The organism is Yeguia hominis, from assembly GCF_014384705.1.
GTDB lineage: Bacteria > Bacillota > Clostridia > Oscillospirales > Acutalibacteraceae > Yeguia > Yeguia hominis.
In genome coordinates, this window is record NZ_JACRSN010000013.1 from 31,706 (window position 1) to 58,682 (window position 26,977).

At 48.9% G+C, this 26,977-nt stretch carries 18 protein-coding genes, 1 tRNA gene and 1 pseudogene; 14 read left to right on the plus strand and 6 right to left on the minus strand.

Annotated elements, in window-relative coordinates; all coding sequences use genetic code 11:
- The first annotated feature begins 271 nt into the window (after positions 1-271).
- The 3 genes from IAG03_RS09215 to IAG03_RS09225 are packed head-to-tail and all read left to right on the plus strand — an operon-like array spanning position 272 to position 3,501.
- A complete protein-coding gene (locus tag IAG03_RS09215) occupies positions 272-655 on the plus strand; it encodes a GntR family transcriptional regulator (RefSeq protein WP_249319829.1) in 384 nt (127 codons plus the stop codon).
- Entirely contained in the window at positions 648-1,547 is a 900-nt protein-coding gene (locus IAG03_RS09220) for an ABC transporter ATP-binding protein (protein ID WP_249319830.1), read from the plus strand. The genes IAG03_RS09215 and IAG03_RS09220 overlap by 8 nt, the downstream gene beginning before the upstream one ends.
- Positions 1,522-3,501 (plus strand): hypothetical protein, encoded by a 1,980-nt coding sequence (locus IAG03_RS09225; protein ID WP_249319831.1) that lies wholly within the window; start codon positions 1,522-1,524, stop codon positions 3,499-3,501. The genes IAG03_RS09220 and IAG03_RS09225 overlap by 26 nt, the downstream gene beginning before the upstream one ends.
- Positions 3,502-3,683: 182 nt before the next feature.
- Here the strand turns inward: IAG03_RS09225 and IAG03_RS09230 are convergent, their stop codons facing one another.
- On the minus strand, positions 3,684-4,982 hold the full coding sequence (locus tag IAG03_RS09230; RefSeq protein ID WP_249319832.1) for a methionine gamma-lyase family protein: 1,299 nt from the start codon (positions 4,980-4,982) through the stop codon (positions 3,684-3,686).
- Between the two features lie 229 nt (positions 4,983-5,211).
- Here IAG03_RS09230 and IAG03_RS09235 point away from each other — a divergent pair, with 229 nt between their 5' ends.
- The 4 genes and pseudogenes from IAG03_RS09235 (at position 5,212) to IAG03_RS09250 (ending at position 11,100) form a co-directional block, all read left to right on the plus strand.
- Positions 5,212-6,696 carry a UDP-N-acetylmuramoyl-L-alanyl-D-glutamate--2,6-diaminopimelate ligase gene (locus IAG03_RS09235; RefSeq protein ID WP_249319833.1) on the plus strand — a complete coding sequence of 495 codons (1,485 nt, stop codon included), beginning with the start codon at positions 5,212-5,214 and terminating at the stop codon, positions 6,694-6,696.
- The gene (locus tag IAG03_RS09240; RefSeq protein WP_249319834.1) at positions 6,693-8,057 is read left to right on the plus strand and encodes a UDP-N-acetylmuramoyl-tripeptide--D-alanyl-D-alanine ligase; all 1,365 of its coding nucleotides are present in this window, start codon (positions 6,693-6,695) and stop codon (positions 8,055-8,057) included. The genes IAG03_RS09235 and IAG03_RS09240 overlap by 4 nt, the downstream gene beginning before the upstream one ends.
- 252 nt (positions 8,058-8,309) lie before the next feature.
- A complete protein-coding gene (locus IAG03_RS09245; RefSeq protein ID WP_249319835.1) occupies positions 8,310-9,584 on the plus strand; it encodes an NlpC/P60 family protein in 1,275 nt (424 codons plus the stop codon).
- Between the two features lie 299 nt (positions 9,585-9,883).
- Positions 9,884-11,100 (plus strand): annotated as a pseudogene (locus IAG03_RS09250) (IS256 family transposase).
- A gap of 571 nt (positions 11,101-11,671) precedes the next feature.
- Here the strand turns inward: IAG03_RS09250 and IAG03_RS09255 are convergent.
- From IAG03_RS09255 to ppdK, 3 genes are all read right to left on the minus strand, one after another.
- Complete coding sequence (locus IAG03_RS09255) at positions 11,672-12,145, minus strand: hypothetical protein (protein WP_249319836.1); 474 nt, start codon at positions 12,143-12,145, stop codon at positions 11,672-11,674.
- The gene (locus tag IAG03_RS09260; RefSeq protein ID WP_249319837.1) at positions 12,139-12,891 is read right to left on the minus strand and encodes a hypothetical protein; all 753 of its coding nucleotides are present in this window, start codon (positions 12,889-12,891) and stop codon (positions 12,139-12,141) included. The genes IAG03_RS09255 and IAG03_RS09260 overlap by 7 nt, the downstream gene beginning before the upstream one ends.
- A gap of 524 nt (positions 12,892-13,415) precedes the next feature.
- The gene (gene ppdK / locus IAG03_RS09265) at positions 13,416-16,046 is read right to left on the minus strand and encodes a pyruvate, phosphate dikinase (RefSeq protein ID WP_249319838.1); all 2,631 of its coding nucleotides are present in this window, start codon (positions 16,044-16,046) and stop codon (positions 13,416-13,418) included.
- A gap of 715 nt (positions 16,047-16,761) precedes the next feature.
- On the opposite strand from ppdK, the gene IAG03_RS09270 reads away from it, so the two are divergent.
- The 5 genes from IAG03_RS09270 (at position 16,762) to IAG03_RS09290 (ending at position 22,802) form a co-directional block, all read left to right on the plus strand.
- Positions 16,762-17,721, plus strand: coding sequence for a ribose-phosphate diphosphokinase (locus IAG03_RS09270; protein ID WP_249319839.1), 960 nt, complete (start codon positions 16,762-16,764; stop codon positions 17,719-17,721).
- Between the two features lie 77 nt (positions 17,722-17,798).
- Positions 17,799-18,404, plus strand: coding sequence for an aminoacyl-tRNA hydrolase (gene pth / locus IAG03_RS09275; RefSeq protein WP_249319840.1), 606 nt, complete (start codon positions 17,799-17,801; stop codon positions 18,402-18,404).
- Between the two features lie 16 nt (positions 18,405-18,420).
- The gene (gene mfd, locus IAG03_RS09280) at positions 18,421-21,885 is read left to right on the plus strand and encodes a transcription-repair coupling factor (protein WP_249319841.1); all 3,465 of its coding nucleotides are present in this window, start codon (positions 18,421-18,423) and stop codon (positions 21,883-21,885) included.
- A gap of 290 nt (positions 21,886-22,175) precedes the next feature.
- Positions 22,176-22,252, plus strand: a tRNA-Arg gene (locus IAG03_RS09285).
- Positions 22,253-22,622: 370 nt separating this feature from the next.
- Positions 22,623-22,802: a hypothetical protein gene (locus IAG03_RS09290; RefSeq protein WP_102364675.1), complete on the plus strand. Its 180-nt coding sequence runs from the start codon at positions 22,623-22,625 to the stop codon at positions 22,800-22,802.
- A 75-nt stretch (positions 22,803-22,877) separates the two neighbouring features.
- Here IAG03_RS09290 and ant(6) read toward each other — a convergent pair whose 3' ends face one another.
- Together ant(6) and IAG03_RS09300 are read right to left on the minus strand one after the other, a co-directional pair.
- Positions 22,878-23,750, minus strand: a complete 873-nt coding sequence (ant(6), locus tag IAG03_RS09295) for an aminoglycoside 6-adenylyltransferase (protein WP_002582178.1) — start codon at positions 23,748-23,750, stop codon at positions 22,878-22,880.
- 53 nt (positions 23,751-23,803) lie between these two features.
- The gene (locus IAG03_RS09300) at positions 23,804-24,571 is read right to left on the minus strand and encodes a nucleoside phosphorylase (RefSeq protein ID WP_002582179.1); all 768 of its coding nucleotides are present in this window, start codon (positions 24,569-24,571) and stop codon (positions 23,804-23,806) included.
- A gap of 607 nt (positions 24,572-25,178) precedes the next feature.
- On the opposite strand from IAG03_RS09300, the gene IAG03_RS09305 reads away from it, so the two are divergent.
- Positions 25,179-26,003: a ParA family protein gene (locus tag IAG03_RS09305; protein ID WP_024721698.1), complete on the plus strand. Its 825-nt coding sequence runs from the start codon at positions 25,179-25,181 to the stop codon at positions 26,001-26,003.
- A complete protein-coding gene (locus IAG03_RS09310; RefSeq protein WP_024721697.1) occupies positions 25,960-26,904 on the plus strand; it encodes a ParB/RepB/Spo0J family partition protein in 945 nt (314 codons plus the stop codon). The genes IAG03_RS09305 and IAG03_RS09310 overlap by 44 nt, the downstream gene beginning before the upstream one ends.
- Positions 26,905-26,977: the final 73 nt, after the last annotated feature.

The window sequence follows — 26,977 nt, forward strand, 5'->3', positions numbered from 1 at the left end:
ACAAAATATAGTTCAAAATTCCTTATATGTCAATGTTTTTCGACATTTTTCTTTATTTTCCCGATTTTGAGATATCGGCATATCGAAAATCTTCTTTCTTCTCCGTTTTTCTCCGAAATTCTCTGATTTCCCCAAAAAGCATTTCAAATATTTGTTTTCATGATTTTTTACAATTTCGGCGAAACTTTTTAACCATTGACATCTGAAATTCCGCATGTTATAATCCATCTGTATTAATCGAAATAATACAGTTAAAACAGGAGGCCTGGCGATGGTATTTATTCTGGATCAGAAAAGCCGGTATCCAATTTATGAGCAGCTCTACCAGTCTGTGACGCGTATGGCTGCGCTCGGCGCACTGGAACCCGAGGAGCAGCTGCCTTCCGTCCGCGCGCTCGCCCAGGATCTCGGCGTCAACCCCAATACGGTACAAAAAGCCTACCAGATGTTAGAGCACGACGGCGTCATTGTCTCGATTCCGGGAAAGGGTTCCTTCCTTTCTAAAGAGGGCAATGCCGGCTCACTCTGGCGCACGCAAATTCTGCACAAACTGCATGATGATATTTCGGAAGCCGCAGACAGCGGCGTCGAAAAATCCGAGCTGCATACCCTTGTGGATGTCTGTTACGAAGAAAGGGGGCAAAAACATGATTGAGATTCAGTCTCTCGTCAAGTCTTTCGGATCCTTCCACGCACTTGACGGTATTTCTTTTCAAATTGCACGCGGATCCGTTTTCGGCTTGGTCGGCTCTAACGGTGCCGGAAAATCCACCCTGCTGCGCACACTTGCCGGCGTTTATGAACCCGACGGCGGCGTGGTAACCATTGACGGCGCGCCGCCTTTTGAAAACAGCGCGCTGAAAGGCCGCCTGATTTTCATCCCGGATTATCCGTATTTTCTTCCGCAGACGACGCTGCTGGATTCCGCTATGCTGTATCGGAGCCTTTATCCAAACTGGGATGAACAGACCTTTTCCAAGCTCTGCTCCATGTTTCCGATTGATGCGACACAGAAAATCCACAACATGTCAAAAGGCATGCAGCGGCAGGCGGCACTGATTCTCGGGCTTTCCACCTGTCCGGAATATTTATTCCTGGATGAAATCTTTGACGGTTTGGACCCCGTTATGCGCCAACTGTTAAAACAGCTGGTTTCCGGAGAGGTTGTGAACCGGAATATGACGGTTGTGGTGGCATCGCACAATCTGCGGGAACTGGAAGATTTTTGCGATCACATCGGCCTGATGCACCGCGGCGGCATTCTTTTTGAGAGCGAAATTGATGAACGCAAACTGGGCATCTATAAGCTGCAGGCCATCTTCCGGCCGATGCCCGATATGAAAGCGTTTGACACCCTCCAGATTGTCAAGCTGGAGATTCGCGGATCGCTGATCAGCCTGGTCGTCCGCGGAAACAAAGAAGAAATTCTCGCGCAGATTGATGCGCTGCATCCGGTATTTTCCGAAATCATTCCGCTCACGCTGGAAGAAGTCTTTATCAGTGAAATGGAGGTGGCCGGCTATGACCTTAATAACATCCTACCGTAAACGCGTCCTCCGGGAATTTTCCGCGATTTTTCGGTTTTCCTTGCGGAAACTCCGGGGAATGCTGTTCCTGTATGGATTCCTGCAGACGATCCTGCTTCCCCTTCTGCTTTTACTGAATATTGAGAGCACCCGCAATCGTCCCCTTTCCCATACGGTGCCGAGTTCCGCATTTTATGATGCCCTGCGGGTACTGTTCGGCGTCACTGCCGTACCGCTCATGCTCATTTTCTCCGTCGTGTTTGTGCTGCAGCTTTTTCGCTATCTGCACGGAAAACGCAGCGTCGATTTCTTTCATGCCCTGCCGGTAGGCCGGACGCCGATGCTTCTGGGAAAATACTGTGCAGGACTTTTTTCTCTGCTGGTACCGTTTCTCTGCAATGTCCTGCTGTGTACGCTGATCGGTATTCTGTACCGCGTGTTTAACTGCGCCATTCTGCTGTGGCTTCTTTCCGAAACCCTGTGGTTCCTTTTGATGACGATTTCCTGCTTTACCTTCGCCATGCTTATTGCGGTATGCAGCGGGACCACGATGGAAATGATGCTCTCCGGGATTTTCATCAGCGTTTCCTGGCCGCTTGCGGTCCTTCTGCTTTTGGTTCTGGCAGAATGCCTGCTTCCCGGTTATGCGTCGAGCTACAACATCGCAGCGATCATGGCGTTTTCCCCACCTGCTGCGGCATTCGTTCCGTTTGCCGCCTCTATGATCGGCGACAGTTATACCGGTATCGTCCCGGTTAGTTTTACCGTCTGGTGGATCGTTCTGCCGATTCTCATGCTGGTTGCCGCGATTGCTGTGTACCGGCGCAGAAAAAGTGAATCTGCCGAAAACACCATCTCCATGCCGGCCATTAAAATTTTCATCCGCATGATCACCACTTTTGCCGCCGGACTTGGATTCGGATTTCTTCTGTATATGTTCTTTTCCGACGAAAAAGCCTTTTTTATCGGCGTATTGGCCGGGTCTGTCGCCGCGCATGTCGTCGCCGAAGCACTTTACAGCCGCGGATTCAAAGGCATGCTGAAAAGCTTCCGCTGGTATGCTGTTCCGGCAGTCCTTCTGGTTCTTTTTTATTGTTCTCTGGCAACCGGATTTTTCGGATACGACACCAAAATTCCAAAAGCAGACGAGCTTGTCAGCACACAAATTGAACTTCCGCAGCTTTATCCCGTATCGACCGATGAAAACAGCGAGTCCTTCGTCTCCTATTCGTATCATCAAGGTGATTTCTGCGATGAAAACGGACGCATTCTCGCCTCTGTTCTCCCGACGGCAGAGGATTCGGACACCTTTGATAAAATTTTGGATCTGCATCAACTCGCCATTCAAAACATCCGCTCTACGCGGTATCCCTATCAGTTCCAGTTCCAAAACTCCAGCCTTTTTGGGTCCAACGAAACGGTAAAATTCCGGTATCGGCTGAAAAATGGATCCACATTTTCCCGGACATTTTCTGTTCCCTGGAACGGAACGTTCTACGAGGAATTCTGCAAAAAAAGCCAGGCGCTTTCCGCCAGCGAAACCTTTTTGAAACAGTCCAACCTCGCCTATTATCTGGAACCTGCATTTATTGAGTCAATCGACCTCAGCGGAATCTGGTCCTCCCAAACGCTCAAACCCAACGACGCCGTAAAAGCGGAGCTTTTGAAGGCGCTGGTTGCGGACAGCGGCAAGTTTGGATATTACGTTTACGCGGAAGATTCGGAAACCGCCACCAAAACCGAAGGAATCCCGGAAATTTCCGTTTCCCTGAACCTGAAATCTTCCTTTATTCCAAGCCAGGGCAGCGTGCTCTCCCATCTTCTCGGCGATCATTCCGGGCCTGTCGTTTATAAGGGGAGCGGCTCTAACTTTCCCATCAATCCCGCGTGCACACACACACTTGCATTTTTTGAAAAAGAAGGATGGGATCTCACCGCGCTGAACGAAGCGCCGGAATACGGTCTGGACGAATAAAAACGGCCTTTCCGCACATCTGCATTTTGGGCTGGAATCCGCGACCGCTTTTGTGTGCCCAACAGCCGGTAGAAATGCTCTGCGCCGGCCAGCTGTTTTGATCCTGACCGCTCTTTCAACAAAAACCAAAAAGCAGCAAAAAGGACGCTTCCGACCGGAAGCGTCCTTTTTTATGGTCTCATTTAGGCAAATTGGGTCTCATCCAACTGCACGATGCCCGCTTCGCAGAGCTTTTGCAGTGACATCAGAATTCCCAGCTTTGCATGCTGCCAAGTCAGGCCGCCTTGAAAATAGACGGCGTACGGCGGACGGATCGGCCCGTCTGCGCTCAATTCAATCGACGACCCCTGGACAAAGGCGCCGGCCGCCATGATCACATCCGAATCATACCCCGGCATCGGCCAGGGCTCCGGCACCACATAGCTGTCCACCGGCGCTGCCGCCTGAATGCCTTTGCAAAACGCGATCACACCTTCCGGCGTTCCGAAGGTGATCGCCTGAATAATATCGTGCCGGGACTCCGAACCGTTCGGAATCACCGAAAATCCTAACTGTTCATAAAGATTCGCCGCAAACACTGCGCCCTTGAGCGCACTGGCCACAACGGTAGGCGCCAGGAACAGGCCCTGATAAAATGCCGGCATCAACCCGAGGTTTGCACCGACCTCCTGCCCGAGGCCCGGCGCGCTGAGCCGATAGGCGCACTGCTCCACACAGGCCTTTGTGCCGCAGATATAGCCGCCGATTGGCGCCAAACCGCCGCCCGGGTTTTTGATCAGCGAGCCAACAATCATATCTGCGCCGACATCTGAAGGCTCAATTGTCTCTACAAATTCCCCGTAGCAGTTATCCACCATGCAGATTACAGCGGGCTTTATCGATTTGACAAAGGCAATCAGTTCCCCAATCTGCCGGACAGAATAGGTCGGACGCGTCTGGTAACCTTTGGAGCGCTGGATGGTGACCAGTTTTGTTTTTTCGTGAATCGCCTGCCGGATTCCTTCATAGTCAAAAGAATTGTCCGGCAGCAAATCGACCTGCCGGTAAGAAATCCCGTATTCCTTGAGGGATCCCACCGAATCGCGGATTCCGATCACTTCTTCCAGCGTATCATACGGCTTTCCTGCCGGAGAAAGCAGCTCGTCCCCGGGACGCAGATTGGCTGCCAGCGCAACTGCCAGCGCGTGTGTCCCGCACGTAATCTGCGGCCGCACCAGCGCCGCCTCTGTATGGAAGCAGGAAGCATAGACTTTTTCAAGGTTATCCCGGCCGGCGTCGTCGTAGCCGTAACCGGTTGTCGCCGCGAAATGTGTTGCGTTTACCCGGTTTTCCTGCATGGCGCCGATCACTTTCATCTGATTATATTCCGCAACCCGGTCAATCTCCCGAAAGCGTTCCTGCAGTTTCTCCAAAACGTGCTCTCCGAATCGGTATACCGTCTTGTCAATTCCGAGTTTTCGGTACATGGTTTCCAGTTCCATATCTGCTCCCCCATCGTGCTCTGTCCTGCATCATTTTCTGCTGGCCAAACCGGATTGGTTCCGGCTCCAGAACGTTCGTCAAGTTCCGAATTATTATACAGTTTCTGTCGTTGTCTGTCAATTTTCTGTCGTTCAACGCCTTTTATTTGACAACCGGAAAAAGGTATTGTATCATCGAAGATAGCGTATCCTTTTTTGGAAGGATGATCTTTTTCTGGGAGGCCTTTTCATGTTGCTTTCTGCACTTTTAACAGATCTTACTTATACCGGCGATTATCCGTCAGTCGAAATTTCCGACATCATTATCGACTCCCGGCGCGTAAAACCGGGCTGTGCCTTTGTTTGCCTGCGGGGTTCTGCCGTAGACAGCCATCAATATGCCGCACAGGCCGCAAAAGACGGCGCCGCTGTCATTTTTGCGGAATATCCGGTAGAAGCAGATGCACCGGTGCTGCTGGTTCCGGATACCCGGCGTGCGCTGGCATTGCTTTCCGCTGCCTTTTTTGGCCATCCTGCCCGCAGACTGACCACAATCGGCATTACGGGCACAAAGGGAAAAACCACGACGTCCTATATGATCCGCTCCATTCTGGAAGCTGCCGGGCATAAAGTTGGCATGATCGGAACCATCGGCGTCGTAATTGACGGCAAAACCATCCCGATCAACAATACGACACCGGAATCCTACGATGTCCAGCGCTATCTAAAAGAAATGGCGGACGCCGGGTGTGATTTCTGTGTCATGGAGGTTTCCTCCATCGGACTGAAAGGCCACCGTGTGGATGGCATGACCTTTGACGTCGGTCTGTTCACCAACTTCTCTCCCGACCATATCGGCGGCAGTGAACACCGCGACATGGAAGAGTACTTATATTGTAAGAGCTTATTGTTCCGTCAGTGCCGCACCGGCGTCGTAAATATTGACGACGAAAATTGCGAAGGCGTCCTTGCCGGACACACCTGCCAGGTCGAGACCTATGGTTTTTCCGAACGCGCACAGCTGCGCGCCGCGGATGACCACCTGATTTCAGAACCGGGTTATCTCGGCGCCGGCTTTACGGTTTCCGGCGCGCTTACCGGCACGCTGCGCGTCTGTATTCCCGGCACCTTCAGCGTCTATAACGCACTCGCCGCAGCAGCCGTCTGCCGCCTGTTCGACATCACGCTTTCTCAGATCCAGCAGGGCCTTGACACCGTCAAAGTCAAGGGACGCGTCGAACCGGTTCCGGTTCCCGGAAACTACACGCTTCTGATTGACTATGCGCACAACGCGGTCAGCATGGAAAACATTCTCGGGACTCTGAGTGAGTATCATCCCAAACATCTGATCTGCCTGTTCGGCGCAGGCGGAAACCGTCCGAAAATCCGGCGGTATGAGATGGGAGAAGTGTGCGGGCATATGGCGGATCTCTCTGTCATCACGGCAGATAACTCCAGATTTGAAAATGTGATGGATATCATTGCGGATATTAAAACCGGTATGGCGAAAACGACCGGAAAATATGTCGTGATCCCCGACCGGCGGGACGCCATCCGCTACTGCATCGAAAATGCACAGGACGGCGATATCATCGTTCTTGCCGGAAAAGGGCATGAGGATTATCAGGAAATTGCAGGCGTCAAGCACCACTTTGACGAGCGGGAGGTCATCGCAGAAATTCTGCAGACGCACGGCACCCTTCCGCCTGTCCAGCCGGAGGAGGAATCGCTATGAACTTAAGCGTACGGGAAATTCTCAACGCCTGCGGCGGCACGCTGCTGTGCGGCAATCCGGATGCGGAAGTAACCGGCGTAAAGGTTGACAGCCGTGAAGTGATCCCCGGGGACCTCTTTGTTCCGATCAAAGGGGAACGGATTGATCCGCATCTCTATATTGATGCAGTTTTTGAAGCCGGCGCTGCCGCTTCGTTTACAGAAAATCCAAAAGAGCCCCTTCGCAGCGGTGCGCTGATCTATGTTGAACAGACGCTTCCTGCGCTGCAGAAACTTGCCGCCGCTTACCGCGCGCAATTCTCGATTCCGCTTGTCGGCATTACAGGCAGCGTCGGAAAAACAACCACCAAAGAAATGGTTGCGCTGGCGCTCTCGGCCGGAAAGCGGGTCATGAGCACCAAAGGAAACCAAAACAGCCAAATCGGGCTTCCGCTGACGATGTTCCAGCTGGCACCCGAAGACGAAGCGGCGGTCATCGAGATGGGTATGAGCGAATTCGGAGAGATGAGCCGCCTTGCCGCCGTTGCAGCGCCGACGCTTGCGGTTATGACCAACATCGGCCTTTCCCACATCGGGCAGTTACATACGCAGGAAAATATCCTGCACGAAAAGCTGCATATTACAGACGGATGGGGTCCCGGGAACATCCTGTTCCTCAACGGGGATGATCCCCTGCTTGCTCCGCTGCACGGGCATTTGCCGTTCCAGACGGTGACCTACGGCACCGGCGAAACCTGTATCTGGCGCGCCTGCGGCATCGTGCCCTACGGAGATGGGCTTTCCTTCCATATTCTTTATCCCGGCGGCATTGTCCATGTTGATCTTCCGGTTCCGGGAATGCATCATGTCCTTAACGCGGCAGCAGCGGTCGCCGTTGCCGCTGCATGCGGAATTTCCCCACAGGCAGCAGCCGCTGCGCTCAGTCGGTATACCCCGCCTGCCATGCGTCAGCAGATTCATCACGCCGGCGACATCACGATTATTGACGACACGTATAACGCCAGCCCGGATTCTGTTCGCGGCGGGATCGATGTCCTCTGCGGGCTGAAAACACCCGGCAAGCGCATCGCACTGCTTGCCGACATGCGGGAATTAGGGGAACACTCCCGGGAGGCGCACGAAAGTGTCGGGGCTTATGCCGCACAGCGCGGTGTGGATCTCGTGATCACCATCGGAGAAGAGAGTCTGGCAACTGCCCAAGCGGCGCAGGCCGGCGGTATCTCGTGTCATTGCTGTAAAGAAAACACCGAGGCCGCAGAACTTCTTCTTTCTCTTCTTAAGCCCGGCGACGCAGTATTGGTTAAAGGATCGCGCGGAATGCACACCGAAACGGTCGTGAAAACCCTGCTGCAAAAATTGTAATTGGAAAAGAAAGGCAGTTTTCCGTACACACGATCGGCAAAGCTGCCTTTCCTTTATTGGTTTTGATAAAAAATTTGGTTTTTTGCAAAAGTTTTTTTGAAAAATACGGATTTTTTTCGTCTCAGGCCTTGCACTCTGAGACTTTCCGTGTTACAATAGTAACAGTTTTGTTACCATTGTAAAAAAATTGTAATTGACAAGGCAGTTTTACACGGCCTTTTATCATTCCAAAAAACACGGAGGATCTACGTTTTGAAAAAGAATGCCAAACGATTTATCGTCATCATTTTAATTGCAGCAGTAATTGTCTCCTCTTCGCTGGTGTTTTCCGGCGGTGTCGGTGTCGATGCTGCGACTGCAACCGGTGTTGGGCTTTCTGAGCATTGCCTCAACGCCTATTATGAAGGTTGGTCTTATATCTACGGCGCCATGTCTTACGGAGCAGTTGACTGCTCGGGTTTGATTATGCTGTATAACGGTGTCGGCGGCATCCGGACAGATATGATGGCTGCCTCTCCGGAGACCGGATCCATCGGTTCCCTGCCCCGGATTCATGGTCTCGGACTTTATCAGCCCGGCCATGTCGGTGTCTATGTCGGCAGCGGAATGGCCGTTGACGCGCGGGATGAATATTCCGGCGTGTGCTATGATTCAGTTTATAGCAAAAGCTGGACCAACTGGTTTAAAGTCGCTGGCGTGAGCTATCCGGACACCGGATTTGTTTCCTTTAACGGCAGCATGTTCTATTATGAAGATGGCCAGTATGTTGTGGATACCACCCGCACAGTGGACGGCGTGACCTATTCGTTTGGCTCTTCCGGTGCAGCAGTCAGCGCCTATGACAGCAACGGAAATTCGGTAGATATCGGTTCTTCGGCAGGAAATTCCATGGCTAACAATTCGATTGCAGCGCCGACGACTCCGGATCCGGATCCGGAACCCTCTTATGACGAGCCTTCTTACGATGACGATTCCTCCAGCGATGCTGAGGCTGAAGCCGAAAAGGCTGCGCAGGAAGAAAAGAAGAAGCAGGAAGAAGAGAAGAAACGTCTGGAAGAAGAAAAGAAGAAGCAGGAAGAAGAAGAAAAACGCCTTCAGGAAGAAGCCGCTCAGCGCGAAGCCGATGAAAAGGAAGGCTCTGCCGCAGCGTTTTTGACCACAATGGCGCTCAATGATCCTTACAATCAGGTCGAGCCGGAAACGCAGGCTTTGGTGGCCAACGCAGATACGCAGGATTTGAAATCGAATGATCAACCGGAAGTCACCCTTCCGAAAGAAGAAAGCACAACCACGGTTGTGGAACAGAGAGCCTTGATCGGCGAGGAAGCTTTGGTGCAGCAGCGCACTTCCGGCGCCACACAGGGCCATCCCCTCGCTTTTGTTTTCATTCTTTTCGCAACTGTTTTGAGTGCGTTCGGATTCTTCGTGGTTGAACGCCGTATTTGGAAAAATAAAAAACACAGCTATGCTTTTGTACGGGATTTGACTTCCCGAAAAGCGTCTTCCAATCGGAAAAATATGTTTTAATCTTTGACTGTAATCCTTCTGGGATTGGCAAGTGAAAACCTCCGAAAGGAACGTGGACATCCGCAGTGTCCACGTTCCTTTTTTCTTTTTGCTGCAATTCAAAATGGCACGCAAGCGTTTTTTCAAAATGTGAAGCCACCCAAAGCCGACCGAATAAGGTAAGATAAGTTGCGCAAATTGAAAAGAGGATAAAAGAAGACATAGTTTGCAGACTCTGGTAGAATGAAGTCACAACACAAACATTCAAAAGGAGACAGCAAACGATGTCCGAGAAAATTGTATAGCTAAATGAGGAAGTAATCAAGGGGCAGATCAAAGAATTAGTCCGCAGCAGCGCGGAAGAAACCCTGAACGAGCTGCTGGAAAAGGAGGCGGAGTCTCTGACGCAGGCGGCCCGCTGCGAGCGCAGCGAGGCTCGTCAGGGCTATCGCAGCGGCCACTATGACCGGAACCTCACCACGACCTCTGGCGATGTCACGCTCCATATGCCGCGGCGCAAGGGCGTGTCCTTCGAGACGGCCATCATCGAGCGGTATCGCCGCCGGGAGAGCAGCGTGGAGGAGGCTCTCATCGAGATGTACCCGGCAGGCGTTTCCGTACGCCGTGTGGAGGACATCACGGAGGCTCTGTGGGGCAGTAAGGTCTCGCCTGCCACCGTCAGCGAGCTGAACAAGAAAGCCTACGTCCACATTGAAGACTGGCGGAACCGGTCACTGCAGGGCGGACGGTATGCGTATGTCTACGTGGACGGCATCTACCTGCGCCGCAACTCGGGCGGAGAATACGAAAATGCTGCCATTCCGGCGGCAATTGCCGTGAATGAGGACGGGTTTCGTGAGGTTCTGGGCGCTGCCCCGAGGGGATGAAAGAGGACAAGGCCAGCTGGGTCAGCTTCTTGCAGCGGCTGCGCGGGCGGGGTCTAGACGGCGTGAAGCTCATCGTCGGCGACAAGTGCATGGGGATGCTGGAGGCCGTGGGCGAAGTGTTTCCGGAGGCCAAATACCAGCGCTGCATCGTGCATTTCTACCGCAATGTTTTCTCCGTTGTGCCAAAATCAAAGGTCAAAATTGCAGCGAAAATACTCAAGGCGATCCACGCGCAGGAGAGCAAGAAAGCCTCCCGCGAGAAGGCAAGAGCTGTCGTTGCCAAGTTAAAAACAATGAAGCTGAAGGAGGCTGCCAAGAAGGTCGAGGACGGCATTGAGGAACCGCTGACCTACTGTGATTTTCCCAGCGAGCACTGGACGCGTATCCGCACCAACAATGTGATCGAACGGCTGAACCGTGAGATCCGCCGCAGGACGTGTGTGGTGGGAACGTTCCCCGATGGGAACTCTGCGCTGATGCTGGTCTGTGCAAGGCTGCGTCATGTGGCGGGAACGCAGCGGGGCAACAAGAAGTACATGAATATTCACTGTGTGTTTTCTTCTCTGTTGACGGTTTACCAGCTGATTTGCTTTCTTCATTTTCTTTCATTTCGGAAGAAACAGCAGAAGTGGATTCTTCATTGTTGCTAGTCGAAGGGTCTTCTTTTGTCCCGCAGCCAGTGATTACACTCACCAATAGAGCAAGCATTAATGCAATTGAAATGATTTGTTTTGTTTTCATATAAATCCTCCTGTGCCTAAATAATCGGCATTTATTTTGGTGATTATATTATACTGGCGACCTCGCACCATATTGGGTACATAACAAAACAGAGCCGCATTTTTTGCAGCTCTGTTCGTTATTTTTGTTCAGTTGAATAAATCTCCTACGCATTTTTTACAGTGGTAGTGGTCATCATATTCTACTAAATAATTCCCAATATCAAATGCCTCTATAATCTGAGATAGAACATTGTCACGATGTATACAAGGGTCAATGTAAATGATTGAGTGATTCTTTTCCTCGTCCCATAAAACCCTTCCACGAGGGTAATCAAATGTACTCTCCGCTTTTGAAATGATCGTCATATAGCTGATCATGACCGTATGAGTTATCCAATTTTCTAACTTGTTCCCGGCCTTCTACAAGGGGACAGGCATTATAAATTAGCTTTCCATGAATATAGAAAAATGGACCTATTTGTGTCATACTACCCTCATCTTATGGATTTATTGCCAATAATCTTGCTTCAACATCATCAAACGCGATGTTACATTCTTCTGTTCCATCTGCCATCAGAAATCTAAAGCAGCAATCATCTTGATACATAACTTTTACGACAGGTTCATCTTCATTACCCAAGTAAAAATATGGTTGTTCAATATTAGTCTTTGCTCTTTGGTAGATTACTGAACCTAAAGCACCAAAAGTCTTTCCTTTTAGTTCATAATACTTACAAAGCGAAAATAGTTCTGCGTGATAGCCAGTTATTGCGGAACCAGGAATAAGATCAATTTCGTAGTTATCTTCGCTATTCTTTTTATGCGGATACTGCGTGGTTTCATTATTCCATCTTAAAAATCTGTCTTTTCCAAGAGCATTAACTTCAGTATTCTTTAAGATATCTGCGCAGTCAATAATAAGTTTTCTCCACATTGGGATTGAACTATCACGAGCTTGCGCTATAGCTAACAAGCTACTTTTTGCGTTAGATTTGTCAAACAGAGGATCATCAATGACCGCTCTAAAATAGTCTCGCAAATCACATGAAACCATTCCATAAGGATGATAAGCGTTATTGCCACTTGCCTTTTCTTTAAGAAATCTTCGCCAGCTATTATCTCGATCAGCATTAGCGTGTTTTCAGTGATACTTCCATCTAACACTTTATGAATTGTATCAAGCAAGGCAGCCGTTGTGCGAAGTAATACTGTTGTTCCATAGGAAGCCCTTGTGCCACCGCACCCATTTCTAATTATGAGATTATCTTGAATATCATTTGTGTTAAGCAAAGCTCTATTGTTCACGAGTTGGCCTTCATTATCAGTGAATAGACATTCGTAACATCCGCGTCTCCCATAATCTACAGCAAGAATGTGGCTATACTTTCCGCCTGCTTCCAACCAAGCATACAAAACCGGAACATTACATTTTTCATTGTGTAATGTTCTGTTAAATAAAAGTTGTTGATCGCTACTTCCGATTGTGAAAACAATTAAATCTGCTTCTTTAGCTTCCTTAGAGAGGGTGTTAGAGTCGATATTGCTACTAATCCCTTCAACATAAATTTCTGGATGCAACATGCCCAGTTGGATTTCCAGTAATTTTGATTTATTCATGCCTATGCCAAAAGCAGCGAAAGCCCAGCGTAATATATTTTCTTCGGAAAGAATATGCACAATAGGGAAATCATCAGACGCCCGATAGCGAATCGGGTCCATGGGAATCTCACCCCTGCCGGGTTCTCCGCCAGCTCCGTAGAGAAGTATCATTAGCCCTGTAGCGTTTCATTGCCATATCCGTAGCTGTCGGATATTTCAGAATGGTTCGGAAACGCTCGCCACCTTGCTTCCCGTTATAACCTGGAGTGGCAGGAGGGTCTTGGCGCACCTTCATTCGGCTGGAGTTCTTGCTCCCGCACAGGAACGTATCTGATGAATGTGTATTTAGTTGTCAAAGTGCATCGAGGTTTTTTGTCCCTCAAAGAGTAGCCAGCGAGAAAGGCCAAAATGTGCGGGTAAATCGAAAAAAGTTGAAAAAATTTTTTCATAGACACCTCCGGTAAATAAAAAAAGCACCACATCAGAACGATGAGGTGCAATAAAAAAAGATAACGGGTATCTGATCAAGAAATGAACAGATACCCGTTTATAGGACTTATTTCAGGCGAAAAAGCCTGATTTTTGAAGCCGTGTTTTCATCAGTTTTCGATGCCGAAAACCCTTGATATTACTGGCTTTTTTGCTTAATTCCGCGAGTCTTTAATTGCAGCCTGTGCAGCAGCCAAACGCGCGATCGGCACACGGAACGGCGAGCAGGAAACATAATCGAGACCTGCATTGTGGCAGAACTCAACAGAAGAGGGATCGCCGCCGTGTTCGCCGCAGATTCCGAGATGGATGTCCGGACGGGTCTCGCGGCCAAGCTTTGCAGCCAGTTTCACCAGACGGCCAACACCCTTCTGATCCAAATGCTCAAACGGATCGGATTCAAAAATCTTCTTCTCGTAATATGCATCCAGGAACTTTCCGGCGTCGTCACGGCTGAAGCCGAATGTCATCTGCGTCAAATCGTTGGTACCAAAGCTGAAGAATTCCGCTTCTTTCGCAACTTCATCCGCCATGAGCGCTGCACGCGGGATTTCAATCATCGTACCGACTTCATATTTCATCGTCACACCGGCATCCGCGATCAATTTGTCCGCCGTGGTGGTTACGATCTTCTTGACATACTGCAGTTCCTTGACCTCGCCAACCAGCGGAATCATGATCTCCGGCCGAATCTGGATATTCTTTTCTTGCATCACATGGATTGCAGCTGTGATCACCGCAGTTGTCTGCATTTCCGCAATTTCCGGATAGGAAACCGCCAGACGGCATCCGCGATGTCCAAGCATCGGGTTAAACTCATGCAGGTTGGAGATGACCTCTTTGAGCTCTGCAACCGAAATGTCGAGTTCGCCCGCAATTTCTTTGATATCTTCTTCCTTCGTCGGAAGGAACTCATGCAGCGGAGGATCGAGGAAACGGATGACAACCGGGTGTTCTTCCATCACACGGAAGAGCGCCTCAAAGTCTCCCTGCTGATACGGCAGAAGTTTTGCGAGCGCCTTTTTACGGGTCTCAAGATCCTTCGCCACGATCATTTCACGCACAGCCTTAATCCGGTCGCCTTCAAAGAACATGTGCTCTGTACGGCAAAGGCCGATTCCCTCTGCGCCGAATTTTTTCGCCTGCGCAGCATCACGCGGCGTATCGGCATTCGTGTATACGTCCAAACGGCGGGCATCATCCGCCCACTTCATGAAGCGTTCAAAGTCACCGGAGATGGAAGCTTCCACCGTCGGAATCGCCTCTCCGTAAATATTCCCTGTCGAACCATCGATGGAAATGTAATCTCCCTCATGAATGGTCCGTCCGGCCAGTGTAAACAGTTTTGCATCGTAATCGACATTGATCTCGCCGCATCCGGAAACACAGCAGGTTCCCATGCCGCGCGCAACAACCGCCGCGTGCGAAGTCATACCGCCGCGTACGGTCAGAATGCCTTCTGCTGCCGCCATGCCTTCGATGTCTTCCGGAGAGGTTTCCAGACGCACCAGGACAACCTTTTCTCCGTTTGCGGCCCATGCTTTTGCATCTTCAGCCGTAAAGACCACTTTTCCGCAGGCAGCGCCAGGAGAAGCCGCAAGGCCCTTTCCAATTGCCTGTGCTTTTTTGAGTGCAGCAGCATCGAACTGCGGGTGCAGCAATGCATCGAGCTGTTTCGGATCGACGCGGAGAACTGCCTCTTCTTCCGAGATCATGCCCTCATCCACAAGGTCTACCGCAATTTTCAAAGCAGCAGCAGCGGTGCGCTTGCCGTTTCTGGTCTGAAGCATATAGAGTTTGCCATTTTCAATGGTGAACTCCATGTCCTGCATATCCTGATAATGCTGTTCCAGCGTATTTGCAATGGAAGCAAACTGCTTGTAAACTTCCGGCATCTGCTTTTCCAGGTCTGCGATTGGCTGCGGCGTACGGATACCCGCAACAACATCTTCGCCCTGCGCGTTGATGAGATACTCGCCGAACAGTTTCTTTTCGCCGGTTGCCGGATTCCGCGTAAAGGCAACGCCGGTTCCGGAGGTGTTGCCGGAGTTTCCGAACACCATCGACTGTACGTTTACCGCGGTGCCCCAATCGTAGGGAATTTCATTCATCCGGCGATACACATTTGCACGCGGGTTATCCCAGGAACGGAACACGGCCTTGACCGCTTCCATCAGCTGTACCTTCGGATCGGTTGGGAAATCTTCCCCTTTCTGCTGCTTGTAAAGCGTTTTAAAGCGGCAGACCAGATCCATCATATCGTCAGCGTCCAGTTCGGTATCGAGCTTAACGCCCTTTTCTGCTTTTTTGGCATCGATAATTTTTTCGAATTCGCTCTTCGGCTGTTCCATAACGACATCGGAGAACATCTGGATAAACCGGCGATAGGAGTCATAGGCAAAGCGCGGATTGTTCGTGAACGCCGCCAGTCCCTTGACAACGGTATCGTTCAGACCCAGGTTCAAAATCGTATCCATCATGCCCGGCATGGAAGCGCGCGCACCGGAACGGACCGAAACGAGGAGCGGATTTTCCGGATCCCCAAACTTTTTGCCGCAGATTTCTTCCATCTTTGCCAGATGGTCATAAATCTGCGCCTGGATGTCCGCATTGATCTGACGGCCATCCGTGTAATACTGCGTGCAGGCTTCCGTAGAAATGGTGAAGCCCTGCGGAACCGGCATTCCCAGTCCGGTCATTTCAGCAAGGTTCGCGCCCTTGCCGCCCAGCAGTTCCCGCATTTTTCCGTTACCTTCTGAAAAAAGGTATACGTACTTGTGACTCATTAGCATTGACCTCCTAAAAATTTACTTTCCCCATATTTTTTCCTTCTGATTGGAACAATTTATTATAGCAAAAATAACGGGAAATTTCCATCCTTTTTCATTGTGCAAATCGTTGGATGTTTGTGGAGATTTTAAAATAAAATAACCATGTTTTACAAAAGTGAAATTTATAAAAAAATATCGTCTGTTTCCGCTTGAAAAAATATATTTATGTGCGATAATATAAATAAGTATTGTCCTTCTGACCTTTTCCCATATTTTCAAGTTATAACTGGTCATTTTTTCGAAGTGCTTGTCTCTTTTGTGTCCGCACAAAGGAACCTTTTTCTGGCTTCGAATTTTTTCGTTCCGGTTTTGAGCGGCAAGTTCAAACCGGTTTGATAAACACACCTCAATACTGAAAACCACCGCTTATTCGGGAGGATCTATCATGCCGGATTTTTTTCCATGGATTCCGTCTGTTTTGTACAGACACCCTGTGGAGCAAAAAACCGAACAAAGTGTTCTGCAGCATACCGCTTCTGAATATGTCATGCAGATGTTGGACACAGGCTGTTTTTCTGTCTGTGCAGACACTTCTTCTATCAAGAAGATGCATTCTACAAAATGTTCTGGGTGTATGGTATCTTCTTCTGTTTCTGTGCTCGACCAACAATAGCTATATTTTGCCGCCAAGCGTTCGCCTGGCGGTAAATTATTATAGGGGGAATCGAATATGAATTTTCACGGAAAAAACATCAAGATTTTCGCCGCAAACGCCTGCCCGCAGGTTGCACGGCAAATTTCGGAATGCCTGGGACTTCCGATGGGTAAAAGCGAAGTTACCACCTTTAGCGACGGTGAAGTCTCCATCTCGCTGCTCGAATCCGTTCGTGGTTCGGAGTGCTTTATTGTCCAGTCCACATGCGGCCCGGTCAATAACAACATTATGGAACTGCTGATTATGATCGACGCGATGAAACGTGCTTCCGCTGCACGGATCACCGCCGTTATTCCGTATTTTGGCTATGCGCGTCAGGATCGCAAGGCCAAAGCCCGTGATCCGATCTCTGCAAAACTCGTTGCGGATCTGATTACCGCTGCCGGCGCAGACCGCGTTCTGACGATGGATCTCCATGCAGCGCAAATTCAGGGCTTTTTCAACATTCCGCTGGATCATCTGCTTGGTTCCCCGCTTCTGATTTCCTATCTGAAAAAACGGATTGGCGCCAACATCAAGGATTATGTCGTCGTCTCCCCGGATCTTGGGTCCGTCACAAGAGCACGGAATTTTACCGCGCGTCTGGGCTGCCCGCTTGCAATTATTGACAAGCGCCGTCAGCGCGCCAACGTCTCTGAAGTCATGAACATTATCGGTGACGTCAGCGGTAAAAAGATTATCTTGGTTGACGATATGATTGATACTGCCGGTACGCTGTGCAATGCTGCTGTTGCGCTTCGGGAAAAAGGCGGCGCCGCTGAAATCATGGCCTGCGCGACCCATGCGGTTCTTTCCGGCCCGGCAGTAGAACGCATTAAGAACAGTCCCATCGATGAGCTCGTTCTCCTTGACACCATCCCGATGCCGGAAGAAAAAATGCTGCCGAACTTTACAATCCTTCCCACTGCGCCGCTCTTTGCCGAGGCCATTGAACGGATTTATGAGGACAAGCCTGTTTCCCCCATGTTTGTCTAATGTTCTCCAGCAAATTCTCCATTTTTTGCACAGACACTTTGCTATACTGATTGATAACGCATCTGAGGTTTGCACGCATGTTGAGTCATCTGTTTTCAAAACCTGCTCCCGGCCCTGTCGAATTTTTGATCGTGGGGCTCGGGAATCCAGGCAAACAATATGAGGGAACCCGCCACAATGCGGGTTTTCTCGTTCTTGATACCCTTGCAGAAAGCATGGGGGTCAAAATGAATCGAATTAAATTCAAAGGACTTTGCGGCGAAGGCATGCTTTCCGAGAAAAAGGTCCTGCTGTTAAAGCCCTCGACCTTTATGAATCTGAGCGGCCAATCGGTACGAGAGGCCATGGCATTCTATAAGCTGCCGCCTGAACGGGTTTTAATTGTTTTCGATGATATTTCCCTGCCGCCCGGCAAACTTCGGATTCGAAGAATGGGCAGTGACGGCGGGCATAACGGAATGAAAAACATCCTTTATCTCTCCGGAAAAGACACGTTCCCGCGGATTAAAGTCGGCGTCGGTGCAAAACCTTCGCCGGATTGGGATCTTGCCGATTGGGTGATGTCCCGTTTTACGGACAAAGAGGCCGCCTCTCTTAGAGAAGCAGCGGATCATGCGGCAAAAGCCTGTGCCCTGATCGTCGACGGCAAAATTGACCAGGCAATGAATCAATTTAACGCATAAAAATTAGGAGAAGCTCGTGGAATTCTTAACCTCTGCAATTTCCGGGCTTCCGGAATTTCGGCAGCTAAAAACAGCGGTCGATACCCGTGCGCTTCCCGCTGTCGTAACCGGATTGTCCGGCATTCACAAAGCAAATGTCATTTATTCGCTCTGCGCCCTTTCGCGGCGCAGGGCTTTTGTTGTTGCGTCCGATGAAGCGGAAGCACAGCGCCTTCAGCGGGATTTGGAATCCATGGGGATGCATCCGCTTCTGTACCCCACGCGGGATTTTACCTTCCGGGATACTGCTGCCACCTCCCATGAATATGAGCACAGCCGTCTGCATGTTCTTTCCGGACTGCTTTCCGGAGATTGCGACTGCGTAATCGCCTGCATCGACGCAGCCCTGCAATATACCATGCCGGAGACGATCCTGCGAAAACGAACCGTCTCTCTCTCCACAGCCCAGGAGATTTCTCCGGAAGCGCTCACCGCACTGCTGCTCTCCTGCGGGTATGAGCGCGCCGAGCAGGTCGAAGGCCCCGGACAGTTTGCGCAGCGCGGCGGTATTTTTGATTTCTTCCCGCCGAACAGCACCGCTCCGGTGCGGATTGAGTTTTGGGGAGACGAAATCGATACCATCACCTACTTCGATCCGGAAAGCCAGCGCCGTACCGATCAGACAGACTCTATCACCATAACCCCCGCTGTAGAAACACCGGTTGCGAATCCAACGCTGCTGGCCAAACAGATCCGGGAACACGCTTCCGGGCTGCGCGGCAAAACAGCGCCGGCGGCAAAGGCCATTCTTCTGCAGGAGGCAGAATCCTTGGAAGCCGGCGTTCATTTAAGCAACGCTGATAAATTCATTTCGTTCCTCTATCCACAGCCTGCCACTCTCTTTGACTATTGCGACGGACAATTTCTTTTGTTTGTTTCCGATCCCATGAATGTCAAAGAGCGCATCCGCACGACCACCTGGCAATGGGGAGAAGATCTTCGGGATCTTCTGGCGGAAGGCATTCTTTGCCGCGGCCTCGATTCCTTTGCCCAGGACGCGGCATATGCTGCGGACCGTTTCGCCGCATATGGTGCGATTTATCTCGATTCGTTTGCACACGGCAATTATGACGCGCCTTTGCGAACCGCCATTCACCTGTCCGTCCGGCAGCTCTCTGCCTGGGGCGGAAGCATCGGGCTGCTTACAGAAGACCTGCGCGCCATGCTCTATAATCGATGGGCATGCGCCGTATTGGCCGGAAACGAGCGCTCTGCACGAACCACGGCGCTCGACTTACAAAAAGAGGGCATCGACGCAGAATTTGTTGCGGATCCCAAGTCGATTCGACCGGGAAGCGTTGTCGTAACGACCGGAACGCTCTCTGCCGGGCTGGAATATCCCAGCGCCGGATTTGGAATGATTACACATGGACAACTTTCCATTCCAAAGGCACATCGGCGGCGCCGCAACAAAAACAGCAAAGAGATTTACAGCCTTGCAGAACTTACGCCGGGCGACTACGTCGTTCACGCTTCGCACGGAATCGGAATCTTTGACGGGATCCGGAAAATTGACATGCAAGGCATTACAAAAGACTATATTAAAATCCGGTATGCTAAGGCCGATACGCTCTATGTTCCGGTCACGCAGCTGGATTTGGTCTCCAAATATATTGGGCCGCGGGAAGATTCTGCCGTAAAGCTCCATCGGCTCGGCGGAACAGAATGGCAAAAAGCCAAAAGCCGTGTTCGAAAAGCGGTGCAGGATATGGCCAAAGATCTGATTGCACTCTACGCTGCACGGATGCAGACTTCCGGCCACGCCTTTTCTGCAGATACGGAGTGGCAGCATGATTTTGAGGCGCACTTTGAATATGAGGAAACCGAAGATCAGCTGCGCTGCATCGACGAAATCAAATCGGATATGGAACGCAGTGTTCCGATGGATCGCCTGCTTTGCGGGGACGTGGGCTTTGGCAAAACCGAGGTAGCATTGCGGGCAGCGTTTAAATGCATTACAGACAGCAAGCAATGTGCGCTTTTGGTGCCGACAACCATTCTTGCCTGGCAGCACTATCAAACCGTCCTGGGGCGTATGGAGGGCTTTCCTGTGAAGGTTGAGCTGCTCTCTCGTTTCCGCACACCAAAACAGCAAACCGAGATTCTGCATAAGCTTGCCCGCGGAGAAATTGACATGGTGATTGGAACTCACCGTCTGGTTTCCAAGGACGTTCAGTTCCGCGATCTCGGCCTTGTCATTATTGACGAAGAGCAGCGTTTTGGCGTTGCACAAAAAGAGCATCTCAAAACCATCTGCAAGAACGTCGACGTTCTGACGCTTTCCGCTACCCCAATTCCGCGAACCCTCAGCATGGCGCTTTCCGGAATCCGGGACATGTCCGTTATTGAGGAGGCCCCGCATGATCGGCATCCGGTACAGAGCTATGTTCTCGAATACGACATTGGGATTTTGACAGACGCCATTCGTCGGGAGTTGCGCCGCGGCGGCCAGGTGTACTATCTGCACAATGATATTGGTTCCCTGGAACGAACCGCTGCCCGGATCCAGTCCCGTATTCCGGAAGCACGAATCGGTATTGCACACGGCAGAATGGGCGAAGGCGAGCTCTCCGAAATTTGGAAAAAACTAATTGAACAGGAATTGGACATTTTGGTCTGCACCACGATCATCGAGACCGGCGTCGATGTTCCGAATGTCAACACGCTGATCATCGACAACGCGGATCGAATGGGTCTTTCTCAGCTTCATCAGCTTCGCGGCCGGGTCGGCCGGTCCTCCCGAAGAGCCTATGCTTACTTCACCTTTACCCCGGATAAAGTTTTAAGTGAAATCGCACAGAAACGCCTTTCCGCAATCCGCGAATTCACAGAATTCGGCTCCGGTTTTAAAATTGCAATGCGCGATTTGGAAATTCGCGGCGCCGGGAATATCCTCGGCGGAGAACAGCACGGGCAAATGGAATCCGTCGGATATGATATGTATCTCAAGCTGCTCGATGAAGCCATCAGCCGCGAAAAAGGCGAACCCACTGCGCCCGCCGATGCAGAATGCCTGATTGACCTGCGCATTGAAGCGCACATTCCGGAGCAGTATATTCCTTCTCTGACGCACCGGCTGGAAGTTTACCGCCGTATCGCCGATATCCGAAATACAGATGATGCAGAAGATGTCATGGATGAGCTCATCGATCGCTTTGGCGAGCCGCCTGAAGCGGTGCAGGGTCTCATCGACATCGCACTTTTGCGGAACACGGCGATGGCACTCGGCATCTATGAAATCAAACAGCAGGAACGGATGCTGCTGCTATATACCAATACGCTTGACATCCAGATGATTTCCAAAATGGGAACTGCACGCAAAGGCCAAATTGTGTTTGGAACCGGCAGCCGGCCCTATATCGGCATCAAAACGCAGCCGGACGCGCCTGCGCTTACCGTGCTTGCTGATACTTTAAAAATCATGCAAAACAGCCGCAGCTGAAAAAGCAATTCTATACCGCGGCATTTTCACATTGACAAATGTAGTGCCGCGGTATAGAATAGATGCATTGTATTTTGGTTTTCCAAAAAGAGCCTTGTGCTAAAATGGATTTTTGGCAGTGTACGGTTCTTTCTCCTTTGTTTGCCGATTCAGTCCGAAAAACATATGCGCCCGTAGCTCAGCAGGATAAAGCGTCCGCCTCCTAAGAATATGTTATAACGACCGCCTTTCGGGCAAAGGCGATTGACATTGAGTAAGTTTAAGACTAAAATTGAATAGATTTTAAAGATGTTTCCGTAGCTCAGCTGGATAGAGCGACCGCCTCCTAAGCGGTAGGTCGGGTGTTCGAATCACCTCGGGAACGCCAAAAACTCCGCCGGAAAACCCAGTAAAATCAAGGGTTTCCGGCGTTTTTTCATTTTTACGGAAAAAGTGAAAAATCGTAAAATTCACAGATTTTCATTAGCAAAATCTCCGTCAGCTAATGGAAATTAGGACGAATGTCGTCCGCCTTTCAGGTGAACGACTTGCTAATAAAAATTAGCAGGATTTTCGCTATTTTGCTAATGAAAATGCCCTCTCTGCTAATGGCAGAAAAATTCGAGCAAAATTCCTGCTAATGAATAAGGCGTTCGTTACCCTGTTAATTCGTTCATTTAGGGGTGGTCAAGCGACAATCGCACACTACTTCTATGCCATTTCTTATTATATAATTGCGGTAACAGGAGGTGGTTGTTTTGAAAGAACAAAAATATCATTTATACCTTTCCAAGGACGAATACAGCGAAGTGCTGCAATCACTTATCCGTTTGAAGAACAGCCTGATAGCACAAGGCAGATACACGGACGCAGCAGATGATATTCTTTGCAAGGTGCTTTCAGCCAAGAAAAGAAAGTTCAAAATCAAATATATCTGAACACGAATAAAGACCGCCTACACTTTTGTAAGCGGTCTTTGCTAATTTAGAGTAAGTTAGACAAATTGGAATTTGTCAATACCTATTACCATAAAGATATTTATTTGAAATTCTCTTTTGTGTTTCCAAATATTTTGTAACGTTTTCATCATAATCAGGATAATTATAACCAAGTGAATCTGCCACTTTTTTAGATATTTTTTTGAACAAACATAGACACAAATCAAACGATTTCCACATTTCTTCATACGAACTCATTGAATATGTATTTAGTAAGTTATCCCACAATTCTTTTGAAATATGCTTATCTAAAAATTTATAGTTTTTACCCAAACTGAAATTAAATCCTTTTTCAGTACCGACATACCAACTAATCATCCTAAGAAGCTCATGACGTAATACTTCATTCATATGGTCTATTGCAAATAGTATTTCACCACGAAGTAAGCCCTTGGATACATATGTTGCAACATTCCAAAATTCGTTACAACAGTCATCAAACTTTCTTTCTGTTGGACACTTAATGTAATAATCTTCATCTGTGGGAACTATTTCTGTTTTAATCATATTATCTTTATCTAACATGATTTTTACAAGTTTATCGCGAGTAAGATACTCCTCAAGCATTGAAACAGGTAACAAAGTTAAATCAATCTTTACACCATCATCAAAAAGCATTATATAAGAAAATCCTTTTTCTTCTGGAGGAAATAATTCCATATCTTCAGGTTTTTGCATCATAATTCTGTTACCAAAAACACTAAGCCAGTCATCGCTTTTCAAAAATTCTCCCATATCTATAACAAAAAAAGTAATATCATAATCTTGAAGATTGTCTTTTGGTATATTAACATTAGTGCGAGACCCCTCAAGAGTTACAATTCTAATTCTCTCATCTTGAAAAGCAAAATTCAAAACTAAATCGTATATTTCTTTTTCAGTCCTCATTTCATTCACCTCAATAAAATTATATCACAAAAAAAGATTGATTCTAACTGTTCTTATAATTTGATAACCGCATCAAGGCAGAGCGTAAGTGCATATTCGTATGCATTACCGCCCCAGTTTCTTTCGTCGTATTTGTCAACATCTGCAAGACTGTCTGCGGTATAAAGTATCATACCCCAGGTTGCCCCTCTGAAATCAGCACAGGCCGCCAGAGCAGAACATTCCATTTCTACAACTGCACAGCCTTCACTTTTGCGATAAGCCACCTTTTCTTTGGTTTCACGGAAAAATCCATCCGTTGACCAGGTTATAACCTCCTGATATTTCATACTATGCTCAAGAATGGTTTCTTCAATTGCTTTTCTTGCCTTCTCGCTGATTTCCACAAATCGAGAAGGGGGCGCATAGTGATAAGATGTTCCCTCATCACGCAGAGCCTTGTTTGGTACGAGGAATGTACTTTCGGGGAACTTTTCCAGAGCACCGCAACTACCTGCCGAGATTACCTCTCTTACACCATAACCAATCAGCCAATCAAGTATCTGTGTGGCTGCTGCCGCACCAACGGGTGCTTGACAAAGCACAATGTCCTCACCCTTGTATTTGGTGATGTAAATGGGATAATGCTTCGTTGCACTCTCAAAAGTGGATACCTGTTTGGTATCACTTTTACTGGCATATTCATCTATGTAAGCACCAAGAAATGCGAACACACATTTCTTGGGTAAGTTCAAACCAAGATTTTCATGAGTGGGATTAAGAACTGCTGTCTGCTCTGTATCAAACTCCAAAATCGGTATTTCGTTTTTAATAATAGCCATACTATCTCTCCGTCAAATTCAAATTTGTCTTTCTCTTAATTTCCTATTATACACCAAAATTATGAATATTTCTACCCGCCGTCTATTGACCTCAATTAAGAGGAAAGTAGGTGGCTTTTTTTGTTAGCAAAAAAATTTTCAAGAAATTTTGAAAAAACACCCCCCAAAAACGCTCTCCCATTTCAAACAAGTGAAGGGGTTAATTCCGAGCCACGAAAAGGTCAGCCCTTTCACTTGTATTTTGACAACTGAATAAACCATTCACTAAGACTTTAATTCTGATGATTTTAGCCACCTTATCGGGTACGCCGTGACTTCTGCATTGCAGAACAGCGAGAACTCCCGGTATAGGTAACAGGTTGCCCCTGTTACGGCGATGACAGTCAGAAGGATAATGATACTTCTCTACGGAGCTGGCGGAGTACCCGGCAGAGGTGAAATTCCTATGATACAGATTAGCAGTCTGTTCCTTAGTGACTTCCCGTGAGCTTATTGCTCGGCAAGGGGTGTTGAGAACAAATATTGCCCGACCGGTTAGGAAATGAGCCGGTCAAGTACATAGCCATACTGCGATGGCTATGAATTTCACGAAAGGAGGACGCACAAAGTGTCGAACTGCAAAACGATTGCGATATGCAATCAAAAAGGCGGAGTTGGAAAGACGACCACTACGGTAAACCTCGGCGTCGGTCTTGCAATGCAGGGAAAGAAAGTGCTGCTCATAGACGCAGACCCACAGGGCGACTTAACCACTTGTCTCGGTTGGCAGGATACAGACAACTTGGGTATCACGCTTGCAACGAAACTCACAGATGTCATAAATGAAACGATGAATGACCCTACGGTCGGTATTCTGCACCACGACGAAGGTGTTGACCTTATTCCGGCAAACCTTGAGCTTTCAGCAATGGAGTTTAACCTTGTCAACGCAATGAGCAGAGAGACGGCATTGAGAAACTATCTCAGCGAAGTGAAGGAGAAATACGACTATATCTTAATAGATTGTATGCCTTCCCTCGGAATGGTAACAATCAATGCTCTATCTGCGGCAGACAGCGTAATAATTCCTGTTCAGGCTCAGTATTTACCGGCAAAAGGTATGACGCAGCTTGTTCAGACCATTTCACGAGTTAAGAAGCGTATCAATCCGGGCTTAAAGATTGACGGTATGCTTCTCACTTTGGTGGATAGCCGTACCAACCTCGCCAAAAGCACGGTAGAAGCTCTGAGAGAGAACTTCGGTAGTCAAATCAAGATGTATCGAACATATATCCCGATTGCCGTAAAAGCCGCAGAGACTTCTTCCAAAGGCAAGAGCATTTTTGCCTACGAACCGGGCAGCACGGTGTCAAAAGCGTACACCGAATTTACAAAGGAGGTGTTAGCCGATGGCAGGAAGAAAGAGCGACTTCACTCTCACGAAGCTCGATGACTTATTCTCGACGCAGGAACAGAGAGATGAAGAAAAACTTTCAAAAATCCGAGATATTCCCTTGACTGAGATTGACGATTTCCCCGACCACCCTTTTAAGGTGCGTGATGACGAGGATATGGCACAGCTCATTGAGAGTATTAAGGAACGAGGGGTAATCACTCCGGCGACGGTAAGGCAGAAAGAGGACGGCAGATACGAACTCATATCGGGACACAGACGAAAGCGAGCCTGTGAGCTTGCCGGGTTTGATACTCTCCGTTGTGAGGTCGTTGAACTGAACCGAGACGAAGCCACGATTTTAATGGTTGAGAGCAACTACCAAAGGTCGCAGATACTTCCCTCGGAAAAAGCCTATGCCTACAAAATGCGTTTGGAAGCATTGAGCAGACAAGGCAAAAGAACAGACCTAACTTCCGACCCAGTGGGTTGGAAGTCAAGCGGAAAAGAAACAGCACAACTAATTGGAGAGCAGTCGGGTGACAGTCAAACCCAAGTTCGCAGATATATTCGCCTTACAAACCTTGTTCCCGAACTTTTGGAATATGTTGATGAGGGGCGAATTAAAATGCGACCGGCGGTTGAATTGTCTTTTCTCGATGAGGACAGTCAGCGTGATGTGGTTGATGAAATCGACCTGAACGACGCAACCCCGTCCCACGACCAAACAATCCGTATGCGAAAGTTCTTTGAGGAGGGCAAGCTCACAACCGAAGCAATCCAAGCGATTATGTCGGAGGAAAAACCAAACCAAAGGGAGAAAATTGTTTTGAGGGGCGATAGGGTTCGACAGCTTATCCCGAAGAATATTCCCATAAGCCAAACGGAGGATTTTGTGTGCAAGGCATTGGAGCATTACAACAAGTTTCTGCGAAGCAGAGCCGACCGTGACAGCCGATAGCCTTCCCCCTTTCTCACACTCTAACCCCTATATATACCGGCTATTAACCTGCTGAAAAATATACTCTATCTCC